The organism is Psychrobacter sp. BI730 (assembly GCF_013414195.1).
Taxonomy (GTDB): domain Bacteria; phylum Pseudomonadota; class Gammaproteobacteria; order Pseudomonadales; family Moraxellaceae; genus Psychrobacter.
In genome coordinates, this window is sequence record NZ_JAATTV010000004.1 from 163,002 (window position 1) to 184,578 (window position 21,577).

Below are 21,577 nucleotides of genomic sequence, written 5' to 3' on the forward strand. Positions count from 1 at the left end.
ACCATACCCTTCTATGTGATTGAAACCATTTGCATTATCTTTTAGACTCACCGCACTTTGGTTAACCAACCTGCCCTCTTATTTTTCTTTTATTGACTCACTGACCGTTTGGGCTCTGATCTTCTATGAATAAACCGATAACTCCCAATACCGAACAGGTCAACAGTACCTTTACCAATCGTATTATCATCTTTGGGATTATAATATTGATTGGTTTGGGCGGTTTGATAACACGTTATGGGTATTTGCAAGTCTACGCTCATGATCAGTACACAACGCAAGCCGATAACAACCGTATCAAACTGATATCTGCGCCGCCTAGTCGTGGGTATATCTATGATCGTAACGGGGTAATACTGGCAGACAATCAGCCTGTATTTACAGCGATGCTCAGCCCTGATGAGGTCGAAAATCCTGAGCGCACGTTGCATCTGCTTGCGCCGATTTTTGATTTAACCGATACAGATATTACTGATATCTTGGCGCGTCTAAGTAAAAATAAAAACGACCCTGTAACCATCAAGATTGATTTAACAGAAGCACAGTTGGCTCAGTTTAGCGAGCGTAAGCCATTCTTCCGCGGGGTTTCTATCCAAAGCAAGCTTACGCGCTCTTATCCTTATGATGAGCTGTTTGCTCATGTCATCGGCTATGTCGGGCGTATCAATGACAAAGAGTCAAAGCGTATCGATAAAGATCGTTACGCTGGTACTGACTTGATTGGTAAAATCGGTATCGAAGACTACTATGAAGATATTTTGCTTGGGCAACCGGGTTATCAATCGGTAGAGACAGACGCACATGGGAATATCTTACGTCAACTGGATACCAAGCCGCCAATAGCGGGTAACGATATTACGTTGAGCTTGGATTATGGTTTGCAAACCATCGCCCAACAGCAACTCGATGGACGCCGCGGTGCAATCGTCGCGATAGATCCCAAAAACGGTGATGTATTGGCATTTGTTAGTAATCCAAGCTACGACCCTAACCCTTTCATATCGGGTATTTCTTTCAAAGACTACGACGATCTACGCGAAGATTTAGATCAGCCACTATACAATCGCGCACTCCAAGGGATGTACCCCCCTGCTTCTACTATTAAACCGTTCGAAGGTTTGGGCGGTATTCATTATGGTCTACGCGATTGGAACAGCACTATCTATGACCCTGGTTATTTTAGCTTACCTGGTGACACGCATCGATTCCGTGACTGGAAACGTGGCGGTCATGGCACGGTAGACCTCAAAAAATCCATCATGATGTCGGTCGATACGTATTACTACAAACTGGCCTACGAGATGGGCATACAACGTCTACATGATTGGATGACACGCTTTGGTTTTGGTCAACAAACAGGCATTGATTTGCCCAACGAAAAATCAGGCATCATGCCATCGCCAAAATGGAAAAAAGACACTTACGATAAAGACTGGCTACCGGGCGAAACCATCTCGGTCAGTATTGGACAAGGGTATTTCTTGGCAACGCCGCTACAGATTGCTAATGCTACAGCCATGACTGCCAGTAAAGGACAGCACATTACCCCGCATTTATTAAAGAGCAGTGACGGTGCTGCGGACGTCAAAATCATCACTAAGCCAGATGGCAAAATAGACTATAACGGTAAGCCGTCTGACTGGCTACGAATGCATGATGCTATGGAAGACACCGTCAAAAGAGGGACAGGCCGCGGCATCTATACTCCACGCTATCGTATCGCTGGTAAAACAGGTACTGCACAGGTAAAGTCTATCGCTCAAGGCCAGCGCTATGACAAGTCGGCAATCGATAAGCGTCACTGGGATCATGCTTGGTTTAATGGTTTTGCCCCAGTAGAAGACCCGCAGATTGCCCTTGCAGTATTGGTCGAAAATGGCGGCGGTGGTAGTGCTGTTGCAGCGCCTATTGGCCGTGCTCTGTTTGATTACTGGGTATTACAACGTAAGACAGATCCAGTGCTGCCACCTTCTGCTGATGAGCTAAAAGTCATTAAACGCCAAAAGGCTTTTGAAAAAGCGATGCGTGATGCCATTCGTGATAAAGAAGCAAAAGCATTGGAAGAGAAAGAAGCGGCGGAAGCTGAAGCGGCAGCAGCGACGTCTGAGTAACTAGACGTTTAAGTGATTAATAGTATAAAAAGCAAAACCTAGTGAAATAAGACTTAGTAAAGTAAAACCTAGCAAAGAATTGGTAAGCGAGACACGATAATGAAAAAAGCCTCAAATGGACGCGCACCAAAGAATAACCGTAAGGCGAAAAGTGCGGCAGCGGGTGATGTGCGCATCATTGGCGGTCAGTTTAAGCGCCGTATTGTAAGTTTTATCGATGCAGATGGCCTGCGCCCGACCCCAGATCGCTTGCGGGAGACTTTATTTAACTGGCTACTCGCTGACATTCATGATGCCCATGTGCTCGATAGCTGTGCCGGCAGTGGCGTACTGGGGTTTGAAGCGCTATCTCGCGGTGCGACCCACACGACATTTATCGAAATTAATCCAGCACAAAGTAACATGCTACGTCAGAGTGCTGAGCAATTACGCCTCGACGCTGATACCTATCAGATTATCAATGGCACCGCAGAGCAAGTATTGATGCAAAGTCACCTTGTCTCGCGCCCTTTTGATATTGTCTTTATCGATCCGCCCTATGCTGAAGATTTGTGGCAGCCGATTTTAACGACGCTTATCAGCCAGTCGCTCATTAGCCCCACGACCCTTATTTATTTAGAGGCCGATAAAGACTTAGCAGCACAATTGAATCAGCTAGCGAATATATTCAATGAAACATCAATGATACAAGCGCCAATCAGCTTTAATTGCCTCAAACAAACCAAAGTCGGACAAGTTGTTGCTGGACTTTATCGTCTATCATCGTCATAATTGTCGGGTTAATGAAAGCCGTTAACGTATTTTACAAATGTTTAGAACCGCTAAAAACTGGCCGACGCTGCAGTTTAATGTATATAAGGCGAAAATAAACCCCAATGCAGCTTGCAAGCGTAGGCGCTACTGCTTATAATGTGCAGTCTGTTTTTTGAGAGCCCCGTTCCCAGCTAAACTCTCAACGAATTCTAATTTTAAGGTTTTATCATGAAAACACTTAGTGCAAAACCAGCTGAAGTGACCCATGACTGGTATGTCGTAGATGCTGACGGCAAAACCCTTGGTCGCTTAGCCACTCAAATCGCAACTCGCTTACGTGGCAAGCACAAGCCTTCTTTTACTCCGCACGTTGATACTGGTGACTTTATTGTTGTCATCAATGCTGACAAAATCACGGTAACGGGTAAAAAAGCACAAGACAAAAAGTACTATCGTCACAGTGGCTACCCAGGTGGTATTAAAGAAACCAACTTCAATAAGTTGCTTGCACATAAGCCTGAAGATGTTCTACACAAAGCAGTTAAGGGTATGCTTCCAAAGGGCCCTCTTGGCTATGCGATGATCAAGAAGCTGAAACTTTATGCGGGTACTGATCATCCACATACTGCACAGCAACCTAAAGAACTAGACATCTAAGGATATACTTATGGAACGCAATTACGGAACTGGTCGCCGCAAGACGTCTACTGCTCGTGTATTTTTATCAAAAGGTACTGGTAGTATCGTTGTTAACGGTAAGCCACTTGACGAATACTTCAGCCGTGAAACTTCACGCATGGTTGTACGTCAGCCATTAGAACTACTAGACTCTGTTAACGCATATGATTTATATGTAACTGTTGCAGGCGGTGGTATTAGTGGTCAAGCTGGCGCAATCCGCCACGGCATCACACGTGCATTAATCGAAGCTGACGAAACTTTGAAGCCTGCCCTAAAAGCAGCTGGTTTTGTTACTCGTGATTCACGTCAAGTTGAACGTAAGAAACTGGGTCTACGTAAAGCACGTAAACGTCCACAGTTCTCAAAACGTTAATCAAAACTATCTCTTATATTTTTGCTGCTGTTGTCTTTTTCTCAGAGCTTCAGTAGCAAAGTTAAATAAGAGTCTGGTTTTGCAAAACCTTATAAGCTGGTCACAGCTTATAAGGTTTTTTTATGCCTACTGATAGCGTGTTGATTATCTGATTGTCTTCATCAAACCAGCTTTGTTTTGCGGCAATAACTAACATGGGCACTTTGTTTCGATCCTACAGAGTAGAGCCTCTGTAGAAATTCTAACTTGCAAAGCGTTTAACGCTACCCCATCATATCAGTAACTTTTTATTATTAGCCATGATGCCTCAAACCGTGCCGCAGAAGGATATTATGAAAGCGCCAGAACAATTCGACCCTAGCAAGCCATCTGCCAATAGCAGCGTGCCACCTAGCATGAAACAGTCGGCTAAGTCGCCTGCTATACCTGCTGGCACACCGACGATTACTCAAAATCATAAGCGTACAGCGCAAGCAGATAACAAGCCATTTCAGTGGCAGTTTTTATCACCAAAGAATTGGGGCATTTGGTTATTATTCTTAATAATGCTACCCATGATATATCTGCCGTTACGTTGGCAGTTTTGGCTAGGTCGTAAGCTTGGTATATTGATTTATAAAGCTGCTGGCTCACGTAGACGCGATACATTAATCAACCTGAAGTTGGCTTTTCCAGAGAAGCCTGAAGCTGAACGTGAATTAATGGCCAAGCAAGTATTTGTCAATCAAGGCATTGGTGTGTTTGAAACATTATGCGCTTGGTTCAGGCCAGATGTATTTACTAGAACTGTATCCATCTCAGGGTTACAGCATATTGTTAATGCGCAAAATGAGCAGCGGCCAGTTATCCTGCTCGGTGCGCATTATACGATGCTAGATTTGGGCGGCCTATTATGTGCGCAGTTTTTCCCAGTAGATTGTATGTATCGTACGCAAAACAACCCTTTGCTGGACTGGTTTATCTATAATGGTCGTACCAATATATTTGGTAAGCAAATCTCTAGTCGTGATATGCGAAGCTTAGTTACTTCTATCAAAGCAGGACACGTCATTTGGTACTCTCCTGACCAAGACTATGGCCTTAAGCAAGGGGTCATGGCACCATTTTTCGGTGTGCCCGCCGCGACTATCACTGCATCGCGTCGCATGGCAAAACTGGGTAGCAAAGCAAAGCCACCAGCTGTCATGGCATTGCATACTTATCGGCAAACGCCTGACAACTTGCCGCGTGGTAAACGTCCCCATTATCATTTAACAATTACGCCAGAATTAGACAACTATCCAAGTAAAGATGAAGTCGCTGATGCCACTCGGGTCAATGAAGTTTTAGAAGGGCTCATTCGTATTGATCCTACGCAGTGGATGTGGTTCCATCGTCGTTTTAAACATGGGCCAAACGGTCGTACTGATATCTATAAGTAAGCCTTTATTCCCAAAAATACTGGTGAAGTTTGCTATACTTTGCGGCTAATATTTTGCATTTTAGCTATGCACTGATAATAATTTGATAAACAAAATAACGGATTTTCCATGAGCAATAAAAGTACTCCTGACAATCAAAATTCTGATACTTCAACCGAAGCTAAGCGTATTCTGACTGGTATCAAACCAACTGGTATTCCGCACTTGGGTAACTATGTTGGTGCGATTCGTCCAGCGATTGAGTCTATTCAAAACAGTGATCATGAAGCGTTTTTCTTTTTAGCAGACTACCATGGCATCATCGGCTGCTATGACCCTGCTATCATTCATGAATCGACTAGAGCCATTGCCGCTACGTGGATTGCTTGTGGTCTAGACCCAGAGCGTGTGACATTCTACCGTCAGTCAGACGTACCTGAAATTCCAGAGCTTGCTTGGATTTTGAACTGCTCATGTGCCAAAGGTTTGATGAACCGCGCCCATGCCTATAAAGCAGCCGTTGATATCAATACAGAGAAAGCCGATGTCGATCCTGATCAAGGTGTCACCATGGGTCTGTTTGGTTATCCAGTGCTAATGGCGGCTGATATTTTGATGTTTAATGCGACCCACGTGCCTGTTGGTCGTGACCAAGTGCAGCATATCGAGATGGCGCGTGATATCGCAGGTACTTTTAATCATCGTTATAAATCGCTTTTTACGTTACCGTCCGCAGTCGTTGATAACGATATACCGCTGCTTACTGGGCTTGATGGCCGCAAAATGAGTAAGAGCTATAGCAATACGATTCCCCTCTTCGGTGAGCCAAATCCACAAGTCAGTCCTGAAAAACAAATGCATAAAGCCATCATGAAGATCGTGACTAACTCACAGTTACCTGATGAGCCAAAAGATCCAGATGACTCAGCTATCTTTGAGATTTATAAAGCATTTGCGACCCCTGAAGAGATTGCTGATATGCGTGCGCGTTATGCCGCTGGTATTGGCTGGGGTGACGCTAAGCAAGCTCTGTTTGATAAGATTAATGACGAAATCGCGCCATTCCGTGCACGTTATGAAGAGCTGATGGCCAATCCAAAAGAGCTAGAAGAAATCTTGCAGATGGGTGCGGATAAAGCCCGTCGCCATAGTCGTAAGCAACTAGACAAAGCTCGCCGTGCTATCGGTATCCGTCCGCTTGCTAAGCTTAAATAATCGTTGCTGGAATAGTCGTTTTACTGGCGCAATTTATTATCAAAGCGGGTGCTAAACGTGCAAACTGAACCAAACACCAAACAGGCGGCTTTGTCTAAAGCCGCCTTATCTGCTATGGCTGATTCAACTTCTGAGCCTATGGACAATCAGAATGAGCCTGATGAATCAGTCAACCATGATATGTCGCTACGTATCTATCAAACGCCTGTGCAGCATTTGCCAGAAGATCTATATGTACCACCGCAAGCCTTTGCTATTTGGTTAGAGCAATTCGCTGGTCCATTGGATTTTCTATTGTATTTGGTCAAAAAGAACAACGTCGATTTGACCCAGATGCCCATTCTGCCCATCACTGAGCAATATTTAGCTTATATCGGTGAATTGGATACCGAGCACTTTGAATTAGCGGGTGATTATCTGCTAATGGCATCAACGCTCATCGCTATCAAAACCGAACTACTATTACCCGCCCCTGACACCCCAACCGATGAGCGTGACCCAAAAGCAGAACTGATCGAACGCCTCGAAGAATACGCGCAAATCAAAGTGGTCAGTCAGCGCTTAGACAATCTAGTACGTCTAGAGCGCGATGTGTTTTTGGCAATGGTTAGTATGCCTGGTCAAGATGTTATGAATGCGGAACTGCCAAGCTACTCACCTAACTTGCTGATTGATAGCTTATTTAAAATGCAACTACAGCCTGACTATCAAATGCATACAATCAAAGTTGATGCAGTACCCCTTGCCGATCGTATTGCCAGTATTAGCAGGCAATTAAGTACAGATGGGGCGCGCTCCTTTTATGAACTACTAGATAAAGCACAAGGTAAAATAGGCGTGGTCGTGAGTTTCGTCGCCGTACTTGAGCTTATAAAGCGACAGTTGGTTGGTGTTGTCCATACTGAGGTAGATAGCGATATCGTCAACTCTGCTCTCAATGACGAACCGTCTGATATGGATAGTGAGCCTACCGCACTTACGTTACAGTGGCTTGCCTAGCAGGCTCTAAGACTGTCTCCTAGCCCATTCTCTATCAAAATCACAATATTGAAATAAGAGCATACTTTAGATGGTAGATATTGAAGACCCAAAGCAACATGACGAAACCCAAGAATCAACAGCTATGACTACATCACCATCAGCTGAAGCGCAGCATGATTCTTTGGAAGAGATGAGTAAACGTATTGAGGTGCTGCTGCATGCCTCAGAGGCACCGCTGACAGCTCACTCGTTAAAAAAACATTTGTCATTATCTACTAAAGAATTAAAGCAAACTTTGGAAGTACTCCAACAACGCTTAGATACAGGTGTGCTTAGGCTACATGAGACCGCCAGCGGTTATCGTTTACAGATATCTGATGACTATAGCAGTCTAATTCAGCGTATTTTTCCGCAGCGTCAGGAACGTTTGAGCCAAGCTTTACTTGAAACCCTAAGTGTCATTGCTTATAAACAACCTGTGACACGCAGTGATATCGAGCATGTGCGCGGAGTAACATTATCGAGCAATATACTGCGCCAGTTGTTTGATAAAGGCTGGATTGTGGAGAAAGGCTTTAAAGATACTTTAGGCCGTCCTGCATTGCTTCATACTACTGCGCAGTTTTTAGATGCCTTTGGATTAAGCCATTTAGATGAATTACCACCTATGCCAGATATGGAAACCATACGATCCATGTCTTAAATTTTCTGCTGAACAAACTATAGTTACTCACATAAAAAAGGACAGACCGCATAGGATCTGTCCTTTTTATTATGTTGCTAATTTTGAACTGATATCAAAACCTAGCAATATATCTGTTAATTACTGATTAATCACATCAACACCCTTTGGCGGTGTAAATTTAAACTGACTGCTACCAATACTTGGGTTCATCTTAATACCGCTGAACTTGATAGAAGTTGTTTGACCCAAGGTGTCATTCAATACCATCATGACAGGTTTGCCACCACTAAAGCTTATTGAGAGACTTTTAAAACTTGCACTGTCTGACTTAGGATAGAGTACATAGTAGTTTTTGTTGTCATATGGCTGAGTGATTTTGAAGTTTTGATCAATTTTGCTCGGATCACCTGACAGTAGCAAAGCTGGTGTATTACCTACTTGGCTGTCGACGTTTTGCTTGGTCGCTTGCTCTAAATCCTTGTCATAAACCCACATAGAATTACCATTAGCAACGATCAGCTGCTCTGATGGTGACTTGGTTTCCCAGCGGAAGTTATTTGGACGTTGGACACTCATAGAGCCTTTAAACGTACCACTACTCGCGCCTTTAGTTGTTTGACTAAAATTGGCTGTCATACTCTTGGTATTGGTCAGCAATTTGTTCAAACGTTTAGCAGCTGTTAGGTTGTCAGCAGGAGCTGCTGTAGCCGTTTGAGTCAATGCCATCATTGGCGCTGCGACACCTAGCGATGTCATTAATACACCTGCTAAAGCCCCACTCATCATTTTTTGTTTGGTTGATTTTTTCGTAGATAAGTTCATCATAAATCCTCTCTAAAAAAGCATAATCGCTTTAAAGTTGTCGCTAAAAATAAAATATTCTATTGAAATTTTTGTTTTCTATAAATACTGATTTTACCAAGCTAAAGCTGGTAACCATCAGCAATGGCAACAGTGTGCCAGTTTTTTTATTACGCGCCTAGTCATGATTTGCAATCTTTACTACGGCTGCCATACACGCTTGTAACCAATACAGTTACACGGTAAAAGTTTGCATTTATAATTATTAGCTACAGTAATTATGCTAATAGTGGCTTTAAAGATATCGCTTAGAATTATTATTAATTTATATCACCCCACAAACGTAAAAAGCCCCTACTACCATAAGGCAGTAAGGGCTTTTTTAATTATCTAATCATTCTATCCAAAGAATAAAACGATCTAAATAGATAATTATGCGTTTTCAACCGTAACATAACGACGGTTAAATTTACCTTTGGTCGCAAACTTTACAACACCGTCATTCAGTGCAAATAAAGTATGGTCACGACCCATGCCAACGCCTTCGCCTGCGTGGAATTCTGTACCACGTTGACGAACGATGATGTTACCAGCTGTGATAGCTTGGCCACCAAAGATTTTTACGCCTAGCATTTTTGGGTTTGAATCACGACCGTTACGGCTCGAACCGGCAGCTTTTTTATGTGCCATGAGAAAATCTCCTTGTTAATTTGACTTACCGCTGATGCGATAACTCTTAAGCATTTAGTGCGCTATTTAGCAATAATTGCTAAATGGATAATTAGGCATTAATCGCTTTGATTTTTAACAAGGTGTACCATTGGCGGTGACCTTGTTCTTTGTGATAATGCTTACGACGGTTGTGCTTGATGATACGAATTTTTTCGCCGCGACCATGCTCAACAACTTCAACTTCTACGCTAGCGCCGTCAACAACAGGCTGACCGATTTTGACGTTATCACCGTCAACAACCATCAACACGTCTTCAAATTTGATTGTTTCGCCTTTTTCTGCTTTTAGTAGTTCAACTTTAAGCAACTCATCGACGACTACACGGTGCTGTTTACCACCAGTTTTGATTACTGCGTACATTGTATGACTCCGTTTAACCCGTGTGCCGTGGCTGATGTTATACCAACGCTTTTACGACGAACACGACAGGGAAAAATTAAAGGCAAGATTTTACGGCTTTTTGCTCATAAAAGCAAGCCGCGCCTCTTGTTTTTGCAAGGTGGTTACACTAATGACCATCTCTCATTTAGCTATAACGGCTGCTCATCAAAGAAAGTCCATAAACGACAATACGAATATAAACATGAGAAATAGTAAAGATAAGTGATAGATTAAGCCCAACAGCGGCCATTATAACTTATGCAATCAGTTACTTACAGCCTTTTATGAATCATTTATGTGACCAATAAGCTTAAAATGCGCTAGAAGATATATCTGTAAAACACAAGACATTTCTTATCGTTTTTATCCTATTCAATAGGCATAGTAAGCCCTATATATCATACGCTTTACCTACTTGTACTATATACTTTAACCAACAATTTAAGCAGATAGCTATGCTATCATAAGCGAAATAATACCTTACCTATAGATAGATAAAGTCAAGGTTATACCAACTCTCTTTACTCTTATTAATATGACTATTTATTATGACTAGTACCTCTTTAAATAATACCGTGCCTGCCTCTCAATCGACGCCTAGCTATGCTGATATTCAAAGTATTGTAGCCAACGACTTTGAGGTAATGGACAAGCAAGTGTTTGGCAGTTTGAACTCAAAAGTACAACTCGTTATGAGCGTCTCGCAACACGTGATAAATGCTGGTGGCAAGCGTATGCGTCCGCTGATTACATTGCTTTGCGCACGTATGTTTGATGACAATCCTTCAGAAAAGGCCATGCATCTAGCAGCTATCACTGAAATGCTACATACCGCTACCCTAGTCCATGACGATGTCATCGATGAGTCAGGGCAACGCCGTGGAAAACCGACGGCAAACGCGACGTGGGATAATGCCACTGCTGTGTTGGTCGGTGATTATTTGATTGCTCGCGCCTTTAACCTTTTGGTTGGTTTTCAGAGCTTGCCGTTGTTACAAGTGTTCTCAGATGGGACTTGTGACATTGCCGAAGGCGAAGTATTACAGCTACAGCACCAGCATAACCCTGCCGCAACAGAGGAAGATTACTTACGCATTATCGATGGCAAAACATCACGCCTGTTCATGATGGCGACCCAAGGTGCTGCTATCTTGCAAGACAAGACAGAATATATGACGGCATTGGGCGATTTCGGACAGCATTTTGGTAATGCGTTCCAAATTATCGATGATGTGCTCGACTATAGTGGCGACAGTGAAGTGATGGGCAAAAACTTAGGCGATGATCTTGCTGAAGGCAAACCTACCCTACCGACTATCAAAGCACTCGAGCTACTCAAAGACAGCGACACTGAAGGCTATGAGCAGTTACGTATTGCCGTTCAGACAGGTAAGACACCAAATGCTGAACAGCTTATTGAATTGGTACGTAGTTCTGGCTCATTGGCTTATTGTAAGCAGCGCGCTCTAGAAGAAACTAAACTGGCACAAGATGCCCTTAGTACGTTACCAGACAACCGTTATCGTACAGGCTTATATCAATTGACTGAACTCGCTAGCGCCCGATTAGTATAATTAACGCTGAGTCGTCTGTGTTATTAACTAATTAAGGCGACTCTTTTTTTTGACAGGATTTTTTAGCATGGCTTTTTAGCAAACTCCTTCAGCAATTGATAAATAAAAAGCACATAAATTAGAAATCACCCTCTTAAAAACTAGCATGTCAGCCAAATCGTTACCTTTCTTTAAGTTTCATACATTCTTGCAGTACTATAATCGTATAAGGCTTTTTGACAGTCGGTTAAAGTTTGATAACGCTAGGTAGAGAGATACTGATAGTTATTTTTTATGACTGTAATTAGGGGTTGCTAAAATTGTCATTTTGTTGACAAAGTCGATTTTCTATCGTTTAAAAACCTTAGTTACTATAGGGTTTTAGATTTATAACAAAAGTTTACAATATATTTTGATACTAGGTTGTGCATGGTTCTATTAGCTGTTAATAGAGACGACGCTTACTATGACGGCAATCTATTAATTCGTAAACTGTAATATTACCGCTTTTCGGTCCAGCTCATATCTGAAACTACTTGACTGTGGGGTTACCCCAATAGTTTATAATGACTCATTAAATTTATTAATCCATTCTGTGGTTTGCTTAAACAATTAATGCTAAATAATCCTTTCGATACTTAATCCATATCGATGTCAGATTTTCTATTAGTCGTATTTCACTGACGGAATAATCTGAAACTGGAATAAATAATGCTAGCTTAGGCTATTTATTCTTTTTATTTAGCATTAGTAAGTTATTTAGCATTAGCAAGACCCTTATATTCAGTACGCCAAACTTATTGATCGATTTTTATACTGTCACTATTTATATATATTGCCGAGGACATTGATGAAGCACTCTTATCTTGCGCTTGTAATAGCATCTGTACTATCTGGAGCTGTACTGGTTGGCTGTGACAAAAACGAGGACGCCGCTGGTGAGCAAGCCGCACAGCAGCAAATGCCGCCTGCGGTTGTCAACGTTCAGACAGTCACTCTCGATACCGTCCCTCAAGTACAAACTTTTTCTGGACGTACTGCAGCTTATCAAACTGCTGACGTCCGCCCACAGGTCAACGGTGTGATTGACGAAGTACTATTCCGTGAAGGAAGTAACGTCAAAAAAGGTCAGCCACTATATCGCATCAACACCGACAACTATGCCTCATCTGTAACGAGTGGCCAAGCCGCCGTACAGCAATCACAGGCTAACTATCAAACTGCTGTGGCAAACAATGCCAATGCAAAAGCTGAGTTGGTCAGTCGTCAAGCGTCATTAGCACAAGCACAAAACGACTTACAACGTCTGCAAGGTCTGGTCAGTATTGATGCCATCTCAAAGCAGCAGTACGATCAAGCACAAACAGCCGTACGTACGGCACAAGCAGCTGTACAAAGTGCCGCCGCCGCTGTCGGTCAAACTCAAGCAGGTATTGAGAGTGCAAAAGCAGGCATTCAGACCGCAAAAGCAGGTTTAGAAGCCAGTACCTTAGATCTAAACCGTACAATCGTACGCGCACCGCTTACTGGCCGTACTGATCGCTCTAGCGTCACTGCTGGTACTCTAGTCAGTGCTGGTCAAGCAGATCCATTGGTAACTATTTCACGCTTAGACCCTATCTACGTTGATATCAGCCAGTCTTCTTCTGAGTTGCTAAAGCTTCGTCAGCAGATAGCAGATGGTACTGCTCAGCCAGGTATGAACTCAGTTGAATTGGTACTAGAAGATGGTTCTGTCTATCCAGTACGCGGTAAGCTTGCACTGTCTGAAGCCAAAGTTGACGAGTCAACAGGCGCTGTCACCTTGCGTGCTATTTTCCCAAACAGCAATAACATCCTGCTACCAGGTATGTATGTCACGGCACGTTTGACACAGAGTGTTATTACCAACGCAGCCCTTGTCCCGCAAAGTGCAGTCACTCGTACGCCGAAGAGTGAGACGCAAGTCTATATCGTTGACGAAAATAATAAAATCCAAGTACGTCCGGTCACCATTAATGGTACTTACGATGGACAATGGGTCGTTACTGAAGGCTTGAAAGCAGGTGACAAAGTGGTTGTGATTGGTGGTGCTAAGGTCAAGCCTGACCAAGAAGTGGTCGCTAAACCATTAGAAAGTGCAAATCCAGCACCAGCTGCACAAAGTGCGCCTAATACCAAAACGCCGCAGCAAGCCGCAAAAACGATGGATAAAAAGCCAGCTGGCGATGAGACTTCTACCAAAAAACCAACAGAAGCCGCTGCCAACTAATTCCATTCAAGACAGGAAGACTTAGGGATATACTATGTCACGTTTTTTTATTAATCGCCCTATTTTTGCATGGGTGCTGGCTGTTTTGGTCATGCTCATCGGGGTAATATCCGTTATCAATCTACCGATTGAACAATATCCACGTATTGCACCGCCGACTATTTCGGTCAGTGCAAGCTATCCTGGTGCTAATGCGCAAACCGTAGAAAACTCAGTCGTACAGATCATTGAGCAGCGTATGAAAGGCCTCGATGGTCTGATGTATATGTCGTCATCGAGCTCGTCAAATGGTAGTGCTTCAGTGACGCTTACCTTTGAAAACGGCACAGATCCTGACACAGCTCAAGTACAAGTACAGAACAAACTGCAAGCAGCGATGAGCTCCTTGCCTGAGTCTGTTCAGCGTCAAGGTGTCAACGTCAATAAATCGTCTAGCAGCTTTTTGATGGTGCAAGCATTTATTTCTGAAGATGGCACCATGGATCGGGCAGATATTGCCGATTATATTAACTCTAATGTCGTCGATTCGATCAGTCGTGTAGAGGGTGTGGGTGAAGTTCAGGTCTTTGGTTCTACTTATGCGATGCGTGTTTGGTTAGACCCATCACGCCTACGTAGCTACAACATGATACCTTCAGATGTCGTCAATGCGATACGAGCACAGAATGCTCAGGTATCTGCTGGTCAATTGGGTCAAGCACCTGCCGACACAGACAAACAAGTTATCAACGCCACTGTTACTGTACAAAGTTATCTACAAACGCCTGAAGAATTTAAAAACATTCTACTAAAAACGGATACTTCTGGTGCACAAGTGCGCTTGGGTGATGTAGCAGATGTTGAAATCGGTAGTGAGAACTATAGCGTTGTCTCTCTCTACAATGGTCAAGAAGCAGCCGGTTTAGGTATTTCACTCGCTGGTGGCGCAAACGCCCTTGAGACTCGTGAAGCCGTCGGCGCACGTATGGCTGAGCTGGAAAAAAACTTCCCAATTGGTCTAGCCTCAGTCGTTCCTTATGACACCACACCATTTGTACGCTTGTCTATCGAACAAGTCGTTATGACCCTCATTGAAGCGATTGTGTTGGTATTTATCGTTATGTTCATTTTCTTACAGAACTGGCGTGCCACCATTATCCCGACCCTTGCCGTACCTGTCGTACTCTTGGGTACCTTTGCAGTGTTGTATATTGCAGGCTTTAGTATCAACGTCTTGACCATGTTTGCCATGGTATTGTCCATCGGTCTGTTGGTCGATGATGCGATCGTCGTCGTAGAGAACGTCGAGCGAATACTAGAAGAAGATCCTCACATCTCTATCAAAGATGCAACTATCCAGTCGATGGGTGAAATCAGTAAAATCGTTATTGGTATTGCGCTTATCTTGTCTGCAGTATTCGTACCGATGGCCTTCTTTGGTGGTTCAACAGGTGTGATTTATCGTCAGTTCTCTATCACGCTGATTACCAGCATGGTGCTCTCTGCCATGGTCGCGCTTGTATTCACCCCTGCCCTATGTGTAACCTTGCTAAAACGTGGCAAAAGTCATGAAAAAGGCAGTACCGAAAAGCAAAAAGGCTTCTTTGGTTGGTTCAACCGCGGCTTCTTCAAACTTAGCCGTTCGTACGAAAACTTTGTCGGCAAAAGTATTCGTTTTAAATGGTTATACATGATTGGCTACGCAGCCATTATCGGTATCATGGCGGTCGTATTCTTACGTATTCCAGGCTCGTTTTTACCAGAAGAAGATCAAGGCATTATGTTTACCTTGGTACAGCTTCCAGCTGGCTCTACGTTAGATGAGACGCAAGACGTATTGGATAAAGTTAGAAACTATTACGATACTCAAGAAACCGATAATATCGCTTCGGTCTTTACCATTGCAGGCTTTAGCTTTGCGGGTCAAGGTCAGAATATGGGTCTGGCGTTTGTGCGCTTATCAGACTGGGAGGAACGCTCGGGCGATGAAAACACCGCTCAAGCTGTCGCTGGTCGAGCAATGGGGTACTTCTTTACTCAGCTGAACGAAGCACAAGTATTTGCCATCGTCCCACCAGCAATTACCGAGCTTGGTAATGCCAGTGGTTTTGACTTAATGATTCAGGACAGTGGTAACCTCGGACATGATGGGCTACTTGAAGCCCGAAATATGCTCTTAGGTATGGCCGCACAGAACGAGCAAGTGGCTGGCGTACGTCCTAACGGTCAAGAAGATTCGCCACAACTTAAAGTAAATATCAATCAAGAACAAGCGGCAGCTTATGGCTTGTCACTAAGTAATATCAACAGTGTCATCTCAACAGCGTGGGGCTCAAGCTACGTTAATGACTTTATCGATCGTGGCCGTATCAAACGCGTCTATGTACAAGGTGAAGCCAGCAGCCGTACCAACCCTGATGATATTGGTAAATGGTATGTACGAAATGACATGAACGATATGATTTCGTTTGATGCATTCTCTAGTAGTGAGTGGCAGTCAGGCTCACCGCGTCTTACTCGTTACAACAGCCTACCGTCAATGAACATCCAAGGTAGCGCCGCACCAGGTCTAAGTACTGGTGAAGCAATGAGCTCAATGGAAGCGATGATAGACAAGCTACCTGAGGGCATCAGTTATGAGTGGACAGGCATGTCGTTGGAAGAGCAAAAGTCAGGTGCACAAGCGCCGATGCTTTATGCGCTTTCAATTCTAGTTGTATTCTTATGTTTGGCAGCGTTGTATGAGAGCTGGTCTATTCCTGTCTCTGTGCTACTAGTGATTCCACTTGGGGTATTGGGTGCAGTGATATTTACCTGGCTACGTGGTTTTGCCAATGATATCTACTTGCAAGTTGGTCTACTGACTGTCGTTGGTCTATCCGCCAAAAACGCCATTTTGATTATCGAATTTGCGAAAGAACACCAAGAAGAAGGTTACAGTCTCAGAGAAGCCGTCATGACCGCAGCACGCCAACGTTTGCGTCCGATTATCATGACCTCGCTTGCCTTTGGACTGGGTGTTGTGCCATTATTCTTGGCGAATGGGCCAGGTTCAGGCAGTCAAAACGCTATTGGTACTAGTGTTGTTGGTGGGGTAATCACAGCAACCCTCTTAGGTATCTTCTTTATCCCAATGTTCTATATCTGGGTGCGTAGTGCGTTCCCGCATAAATATGAGAACAATACACCCAATGATAAAGATGGTGGCAATGGTACGCCTAACTCGCATAACCCAACACCTTCTGAGAGTTATCAGCCTGCAAGTCTTGGAGACAATACACAATGAGTGCTCAAAAAACACCTATCATCAACTCGTCATCGGTAGCTATTACAGCTATCGATGCGCAGCCAGCACTATCTCGTTTGCGCAAAAACAGTGGCCGCCTGTTAGGGCTGACTGCATTGGCAATCAGCATGGCCGCTTGTAACACCATTCCAAAAGCGGATATGCGTCCTGTGCTAGCAGAGCCAAATATTCCTATGCAGCAATCTTACGGTGCATTTGATAAAGAGACTGTCAGTAGTGCTGACCAAGCAAGCATTGCTAGTCAGCGCTGGCAGAATTTTTATAGCGATGAGCGCCTAAAGGGTCTGATTGCTCTCGGTCTTGAAAACAACAAAGACTTTGAGAGTGCGCGCCTAGCTATTGAAAAAGCACGTGCACAGTATCAGATTACCGATATTAATGACTTGCCAGCTATCAACGGCAGTGCTGGTTATACTCGCTCAGCACAGAATCGTACTGATCGAAACGCTAGTAGTAGCTACAGTGTCAACTTAGGTCTTGCTAATTATGAGCTCGACTTTTGGGGTAAAATCTCAAGCTTAAAAGATCAAGCATTGCAGAATTTCTTGGCGACCACAGCAGCCAAAGATGCGACCCAAATCAGCTTGATTAGTAATATCGCACAAAGCTACGCCAACCTAAGCTACAGCTTGGCGCAATTAAAACTGGCTGAAGCCACAGTTGAGAGTCGTGAGCGTTCGCTCTTTATCGCGGATAAACGTTTTGAAGCAGGTATCGATCCTAAGCTACCTTCACTACAGTCTTCTGCCTCGTTAGAGAATGCCAAGCTTGCCGTATTACGTGCACAGACCAGCGTTCTCCAATCACGCAATGCATTGCAGTACTTGGTTGGTGGCGCTATTCCAAATGAGCTTATCCCAACACCTGCTGTCAGTAATATCACCAGCCAGCAGATATTTAATGCTGGTCTACCAAGTGAATTACTACGTTATCGTCCTGACGTCCTACAAGCAGAATATAACCTAAAAGCTGCTGGTGCGAATATCGAAGTGGCCCGTGCCTCTTACTTCCCATCTATTAGCTTGACCAGTAGTGTGGGCGTCAGTAGCGGCAGCCTAAATGACTTGTTTAAAAATGGTGCCGTTGGCTGGTCATTTGGACCTAGCGTGAGCGTCCCTATATTTGATGCAGGCCGTTTAGATGCCAACTATGATGTGGCTCAAATCGAACGTGAGCAAACGCTTGCTAGTTATGAGAGCTCTATTCAAACGGCATTCCGCGAAGTGTCAGATGTACTTGCTACACGTGCGACGCTCGGTGAGCAGTTAGAGGCGCAGTATCGTCTGCAGGATAATTTTGAGCAGACATATCAGATAGCAGATGCGCGCTTTAAAGCAGGTATCTCAAACTATCTGGACGTACTTGATGCGCAGCGTTCACTATTCTCTACTCAGCAAGGTATTCTAGATTTAGAGCTACAGAAAATCGTTAGCCAGATTGAGTTGTACCAAGCGCTTGGTGGCGGTGCGAACCTTGATGTACCATCTGTCATTCCTGTACCGCAGCATACTAACTTGGCGCAGATTGTCACTGGAACTGCTACTAGTGCAAAAACCAAAGCGACAAATGCCATCAAAGCAGCTGGTTCAGCGCGTGTGACTACGCCGCAAGAAGCTGTCGCCATTAAGCAGTCGCAAGCGGTAGAAACGACTACTTTCAAACCGACTGCTATCGTTGATGTTAATGATGATGGTAAGAAAGATGCCGCTGTCGGCGTGGTCACTGAAGAGACTCGCTTTAATAACGATAGTGTTGAACAAGTTCCTGTGACCCAGATTGTTGAGCCTTAAATGACCCAGCCTTAATCTGATGACGCAGCTCTATCATCACATTGACAGTCGATACGTACTATCAGCCCTACCGACTTAACGTGGTGGGGCTTTTTGCTTTTATTGACGTCTTTTGGTTATAGTAGGCTCACTTTATGTAAGCTCTCTTTATATGAGGTCGCTTTATATACAGCCACTTATAAAGCACAGATTTTGATAAACTAATTCTATAAAATACCGCTTATAGCGATATTATTTTAACCATGTAACATGATAACTATTAAAACAATCATAAGGAATTATTATGAGTTATACCTTTAACCGTCAATACCCTGCCACTCGCTTACGTCGCCTGCGCTATAACGACAATGTACGTTCAATGATTCGTGAAGTGGAGCTGCATCCTAAGCACTTTATCGCCCCTGTCTTTGTATTAGAAGGCGAAAACCAGCGCGAAACCATCGCTAGTATGCCGGGCGTTGAACGCTTATCGATTGATTTGCTAATCAACTATGCCAAAGAGTTATTAGCAGAAGGTGTCACAACCATCGACCTTTTCCCTGTGATCGATAACGCTTTGAAAACACCAGACGGTAGCGCCGCTTATGACGAAAACGCCCTGACTGCACGTACGATAAAAGCGGTCAAAGACGCTGTGCCAGAGATGGTCGTCATGACTGATGTAGCGCTAGACCCTTATACCTCACATGGTCAAGATGGTCTACTTGATGACAGCGGTTATGTCATCAATGATGCAACCATCGAAGTACTGGTCAAGCAAGCACTGGTACATGCGCGTGCCGGTGCAGATATCATCTCTCCTAGTGACATGATGGATGGGCGTATCAAGGCCATGCGTGATGCGTTTGAAGCAGAAGGTTTTGTGAATACGGCTATCATGGCTTATTCAGCCAAATATGCTTCTGCTTACTACGGCCCATTCCGTGATGCCGTCGGCAGTGCTGGCAACCTAAAAGGTGGCCATAAGAAACAGTATCAGATGGACTTTGGCAATCGTGCTGAGGCGTTACATGAAGTGGCTATGGATATCAACGAAGGCGCAGATATGGTCATGATCAAACCAGGTCAGCCTTATCTTGATTTGATTCGTGAAGTCAAAGACACCTTTGGCGTACCAACCTTTGCGTATCAAGTATCTGGCGAATATGCCATGCATATGGCTGCCATTCAGAACGGCTGGTTAAGTGATGCGGTGATTTTAGAGTCACTGATTGGTTTCCGCCGTGCTGGTGCTGATGGTATCTTGACCTACTTTGCTCTAGAAGCGGCTCGTCAGCTAAACAATGCCTAATAGTAGTTGTACTACCTTTTATAATGTAAAAACCCCAGCTACTAATAAGTAGCTGGGGCTTTTTTTGAATATTTTCTGATCAATAAAACTATAGACGCGCACGGTCATGTGGCTCATTAAAATCAAGCACTGGGCCAGCAGGGACAATACGAGTAGGATTGATATTGGCATGACTGGTGTAATAATGCTGCTTGATATGGTCCATATTTACCGTCTCTGCGATACCAGGTACTTGATATAAATCACGCAGATAGCCCCAAAGGTTTGGATAGTCAACGATACGGCGCAGATTGCATTTGAAATGCCCAACATAGACAGCATCAAAACGAACCAACGTCGTAAACAGTCGCCAATCTGCCTCAGTTATAGTGCTTCCTGTGAGATAACGCTGATGTGCTAAGCGCGTCTCAAGTGTATCTAATGCTGCAAATAGCTCAATCACAGCCTCTTCGTAAGCCTCCTGTGTGGTAGAGAACCCTGTCTTATACACGCCATTGTTGATAGTTGAATAGACGAAGGTATTGATGTCATCGATTTCTTGCAATAACTCTGCTGGCACAAAATTACCTGCTAGCGCCCCAACCTCATCAAAGGCAGAGTTAAACATCCGAATGATTTCAGATGATTCATTACTCACGATTGTGTTTGTTTTTTTATCCCACAAGATAGGTACGGTGACACGGCCTGTATAGTCTGGCTTGGCCTTGGTATACAGCTCATAGGCATAGTCTGCATTGATAACTGGATCAGCAACGACGCCTGCACCTTCTGCAAACGTCCAACCATACTCACCCATATATGGATGTACTACAGACAACGGAATGATGTCTTCTAAGCCTTTAAGCTTGCGGTAGATAAGGGTACGGTGTGCCCAAGGACAGGCTAGCGACACGTATAAATGATAGCGGTCAGGTTCGGCTTTAAAGCCCTCAATACCTGTTGGCCCTGCGCTACCATCTACCGTTACCCAGTTTCTAAAACCAGCATCTTCACGCTGAAAGCGGCCGCCTCTCTCTTTTGTCTCATACCACTTGTCTTGCCACTGCCCGTCTACCAAGAGACCCATGTTATTCTCCAACTGTTTTTAATATTTGTTTAACGCTTAGTCAACATGACTGACTTGAAGTCATTATTATCATGACCATTACGTTGTTTAGAGAGATATCATATCAGTTATAAAGGTTTAATCATTAACGTTACCCTGTTTATTAACAATAAAAACTAAACCTATTAAATTCAGTATTTAGTAAATATACACAAGAATATATCTAAATAACTAATATAAGCCTGAA

Annotated in this window: 17 protein-coding genes; 13 read left to right on the forward strand and 4 right to left on the reverse strand. The window is 43.8% G+C overall.

Annotation, left to right across the window (positions count from 1 at the left end; all coding sequences use genetic code 11):
• Positions 1-125 precede the first annotated feature (125 nt).
• From mrdA to scpB, 8 genes are all read left to right on the forward strand, one after another.
• Entirely contained in the window at positions 126-2,111 is a 1,986-nt protein-coding gene (mrdA, locus tag HCZ91_RS04270) for a penicillin-binding protein 2 (protein WP_179798395.1), read from the forward strand.
• 99 nt (positions 2,112-2,210) lie between these two features.
• Positions 2,211-2,882 (forward strand): 16S rRNA (guanine(966)-N(2))-methyltransferase RsmD, encoded by a 672-nt coding sequence (gene rsmD, locus HCZ91_RS04275; protein ID WP_179798397.1) that lies wholly within the window; start codon positions 2,211-2,213, stop codon positions 2,880-2,882.
• A gap of 210 nt (positions 2,883-3,092) precedes the next feature.
• Positions 3,093-3,521: a 50S ribosomal protein L13 gene (gene rplM, locus HCZ91_RS04280; protein WP_057761004.1), complete on the forward strand. Its 429-nt coding sequence runs from the start codon at positions 3,093-3,095 to the stop codon at positions 3,519-3,521.
• Between the two features lie 10 nt (positions 3,522-3,531).
• Entirely contained in the window at positions 3,532-3,918 is a 387-nt protein-coding gene (gene rpsI / locus HCZ91_RS04285; RefSeq protein ID WP_101206364.1) for a 30S ribosomal protein S9, read from the forward strand.
• A 332-nt stretch (positions 3,919-4,250) separates the two neighbouring features.
• Positions 4,251-5,339, forward strand: coding sequence for a lipid A biosynthesis acyltransferase (locus HCZ91_RS04290; protein ID WP_179798399.1), 1,089 nt, complete (start codon positions 4,251-4,253; stop codon positions 5,337-5,339).
• Positions 5,340-5,447: 108 nt separating this feature from the next.
• Positions 5,448-6,533 carry a tryptophan--tRNA ligase gene (locus HCZ91_RS04295; protein WP_179798400.1) on the forward strand — a complete coding sequence of 362 codons (1,086 nt, stop codon included), beginning with the start codon at positions 5,448-5,450 and terminating at the stop codon, positions 6,531-6,533.
• Positions 6,534-6,671: 138 nt separating this feature from the next.
• Positions 6,672-7,532, forward strand: coding sequence for a segregation/condensation protein A (locus HCZ91_RS04300; RefSeq protein WP_238069439.1), 861 nt, complete (start codon positions 6,672-6,674; stop codon positions 7,530-7,532).
• Between the two features lie 124 nt (positions 7,533-7,656).
• The gene (scpB, locus tag HCZ91_RS04305) at positions 7,657-8,217 is read left to right on the forward strand and encodes an SMC-Scp complex subunit ScpB (protein ID WP_179798485.1); all 561 of its coding nucleotides are present in this window, start codon (positions 7,657-7,659) and stop codon (positions 8,215-8,217) included.
• A gap of 120 nt (positions 8,218-8,337) precedes the next feature.
• On the opposite strand, the gene lolA is transcribed toward scpB, so the two are convergent.
• From lolA to rplU, 3 genes are all read right to left on the reverse strand, one after another.
• Positions 8,338-9,021 (reverse strand): outer membrane lipoprotein chaperone LolA, encoded by a 684-nt coding sequence (gene lolA, locus HCZ91_RS04310; protein ID WP_102091002.1) that lies wholly within the window; start codon positions 9,019-9,021, stop codon positions 8,338-8,340.
• A gap of 411 nt (positions 9,022-9,432) precedes the next feature.
• Positions 9,433-9,690, reverse strand: a complete 258-nt coding sequence (gene rpmA, locus HCZ91_RS04315; RefSeq protein ID WP_021813611.1) for a 50S ribosomal protein L27 — start codon at positions 9,688-9,690, stop codon at positions 9,433-9,435.
• 91 nt (positions 9,691-9,781) lie between these two features.
• On the reverse strand, positions 9,782-10,093 hold the full coding sequence (gene rplU / locus HCZ91_RS04320) for a 50S ribosomal protein L21 (RefSeq protein WP_057761012.1): 312 nt from the start codon (positions 10,091-10,093) through the stop codon (positions 9,782-9,784).
• 569 nt (positions 10,094-10,662) lie between these two features.
• Here rplU and HCZ91_RS04325 point away from each other — a divergent pair.
• The 5 genes from HCZ91_RS04325 to hemB all read left to right on the forward strand — a co-directional run bounded on the left by HCZ91_RS04325 (position 10,663) and on the right by hemB (position 20,285).
• Complete coding sequence (locus HCZ91_RS04325) at positions 10,663-11,688, forward strand: polyprenyl synthetase family protein (protein ID WP_179798402.1); 1,026 nt, start codon at positions 10,663-10,665, stop codon at positions 11,686-11,688.
• Between the two features lie 829 nt (positions 11,689-12,517).
• Complete coding sequence (locus tag HCZ91_RS04330) at positions 12,518-13,918, forward strand: efflux RND transporter periplasmic adaptor subunit (protein WP_179798404.1); 1,401 nt, start codon at positions 12,518-12,520, stop codon at positions 13,916-13,918.
• Between the two features lie 34 nt (positions 13,919-13,952).
• Complete coding sequence (locus HCZ91_RS04335; protein ID WP_179798407.1) at positions 13,953-17,183, forward strand: efflux RND transporter permease subunit; 3,231 nt, start codon at positions 13,953-13,955, stop codon at positions 17,181-17,183.
• On the forward strand, positions 17,180-18,994 hold the full coding sequence (locus HCZ91_RS04340; protein ID WP_179798409.1) for an efflux transporter outer membrane subunit: 1,815 nt from the start codon (positions 17,180-17,182) through the stop codon (positions 18,992-18,994). Before HCZ91_RS04335 ends, HCZ91_RS04340 begins: the two co-directional genes overlap by 4 nt.
• 283 nt (positions 18,995-19,277) lie before the next feature.
• On the forward strand, positions 19,278-20,285 hold the full coding sequence (gene hemB / locus HCZ91_RS04345; RefSeq protein ID WP_101206356.1) for a porphobilinogen synthase: 1,008 nt from the start codon (positions 19,278-19,280) through the stop codon (positions 20,283-20,285).
• An 88-nt stretch (positions 20,286-20,373) separates the two neighbouring features.
• Here hemB and HCZ91_RS04350 read toward each other — a convergent pair whose 3' ends face one another.
• Positions 20,374-21,351, reverse strand: a complete 978-nt coding sequence (locus tag HCZ91_RS04350) for a glutathione S-transferase family protein (protein ID WP_179798411.1) — start codon at positions 21,349-21,351, stop codon at positions 20,374-20,376.
• Positions 21,352-21,577: the final 226 nt, after the last annotated feature.

Excerpts from the sequence above, each read along its gene's own strand:
- lolA (WP_102091002.1), bottom strand. The coding sequence starts at position 9,021 with ATGAACTTATCTACGAAAAAATCAACCAAACAAAAAATGATGAGTGGG.
- HCZ91_RS04335 (WP_179798407.1), top strand. The coding sequence starts at position 13,953 with ATGTCACGTTTTTTTATTAATCGCCCTATTTTTGCATGGGTGCTGGCT.
- rpsI (WP_101206364.1), top strand. The coding sequence starts at position 3,532 with ATGGAACGCAATTACGGAACTGGTCGCCGCAAGACGTCTACTGCTCGT.
- rsmD (WP_179798397.1), top strand. The coding sequence starts at position 2,211 with ATGAAAAAAGCCTCAAATGGACGCGCACCAAAGAATAACCGTAAGGCG.
- rplU (WP_057761012.1), bottom strand. The coding sequence starts at position 10,093 with ATGTACGCAGTAATCAAAACTGGTGGTAAACAGCACCGTGTAGTCGTC.
- hemB (WP_101206356.1), top strand. The coding sequence starts at position 19,278 with ATGAGTTATACCTTTAACCGTCAATACCCTGCCACTCGCTTACGTCGC.
- mrdA (WP_179798395.1), top strand. The coding sequence starts at position 126 with ATGAATAAACCGATAACTCCCAATACCGAACAGGTCAACAGTACCTTT.
- HCZ91_RS04295 (WP_179798400.1), top strand. The coding sequence starts at position 5,448 with ATGAGCAATAAAAGTACTCCTGACAATCAAAATTCTGATACTTCAACC.
- HCZ91_RS04330 (WP_179798404.1), top strand. The coding sequence starts at position 12,518 with ATGAAGCACTCTTATCTTGCGCTTGTAATAGCATCTGTACTATCTGGA.
- HCZ91_RS04300 (WP_238069439.1), top strand. The coding sequence starts at position 6,672 with ATGGACAATCAGAATGAGCCTGATGAATCAGTCAACCATGATATGTCG.
- scpB (WP_179798485.1), top strand. The coding sequence starts at position 7,657 with ATGACTACATCACCATCAGCTGAAGCGCAGCATGATTCTTTGGAAGAG.
- rpmA (WP_021813611.1), bottom strand. The coding sequence starts at position 9,690 with ATGGCACATAAAAAAGCTGCCGGTTCGAGCCGTAACGGTCGTGATTCA.
- HCZ91_RS04340 (WP_179798409.1), top strand. The coding sequence starts at position 17,180 with ATGAGTGCTCAAAAAACACCTATCATCAACTCGTCATCGGTAGCTATT.
- HCZ91_RS04325 (WP_179798402.1), top strand. The coding sequence starts at position 10,663 with ATGACTAGTACCTCTTTAAATAATACCGTGCCTGCCTCTCAATCGACG.
- HCZ91_RS04350 (WP_179798411.1), bottom strand. The coding sequence starts at position 21,351 with ATGGGTCTCTTGGTAGACGGGCAGTGGCAAGACAAGTGGTATGAGACA.
- rplM (WP_057761004.1), top strand. The coding sequence starts at position 3,093 with ATGAAAACACTTAGTGCAAAACCAGCTGAAGTGACCCATGACTGGTAT.
- HCZ91_RS04290 (WP_179798399.1), top strand. The coding sequence starts at position 4,251 with ATGAAAGCGCCAGAACAATTCGACCCTAGCAAGCCATCTGCCAATAGC.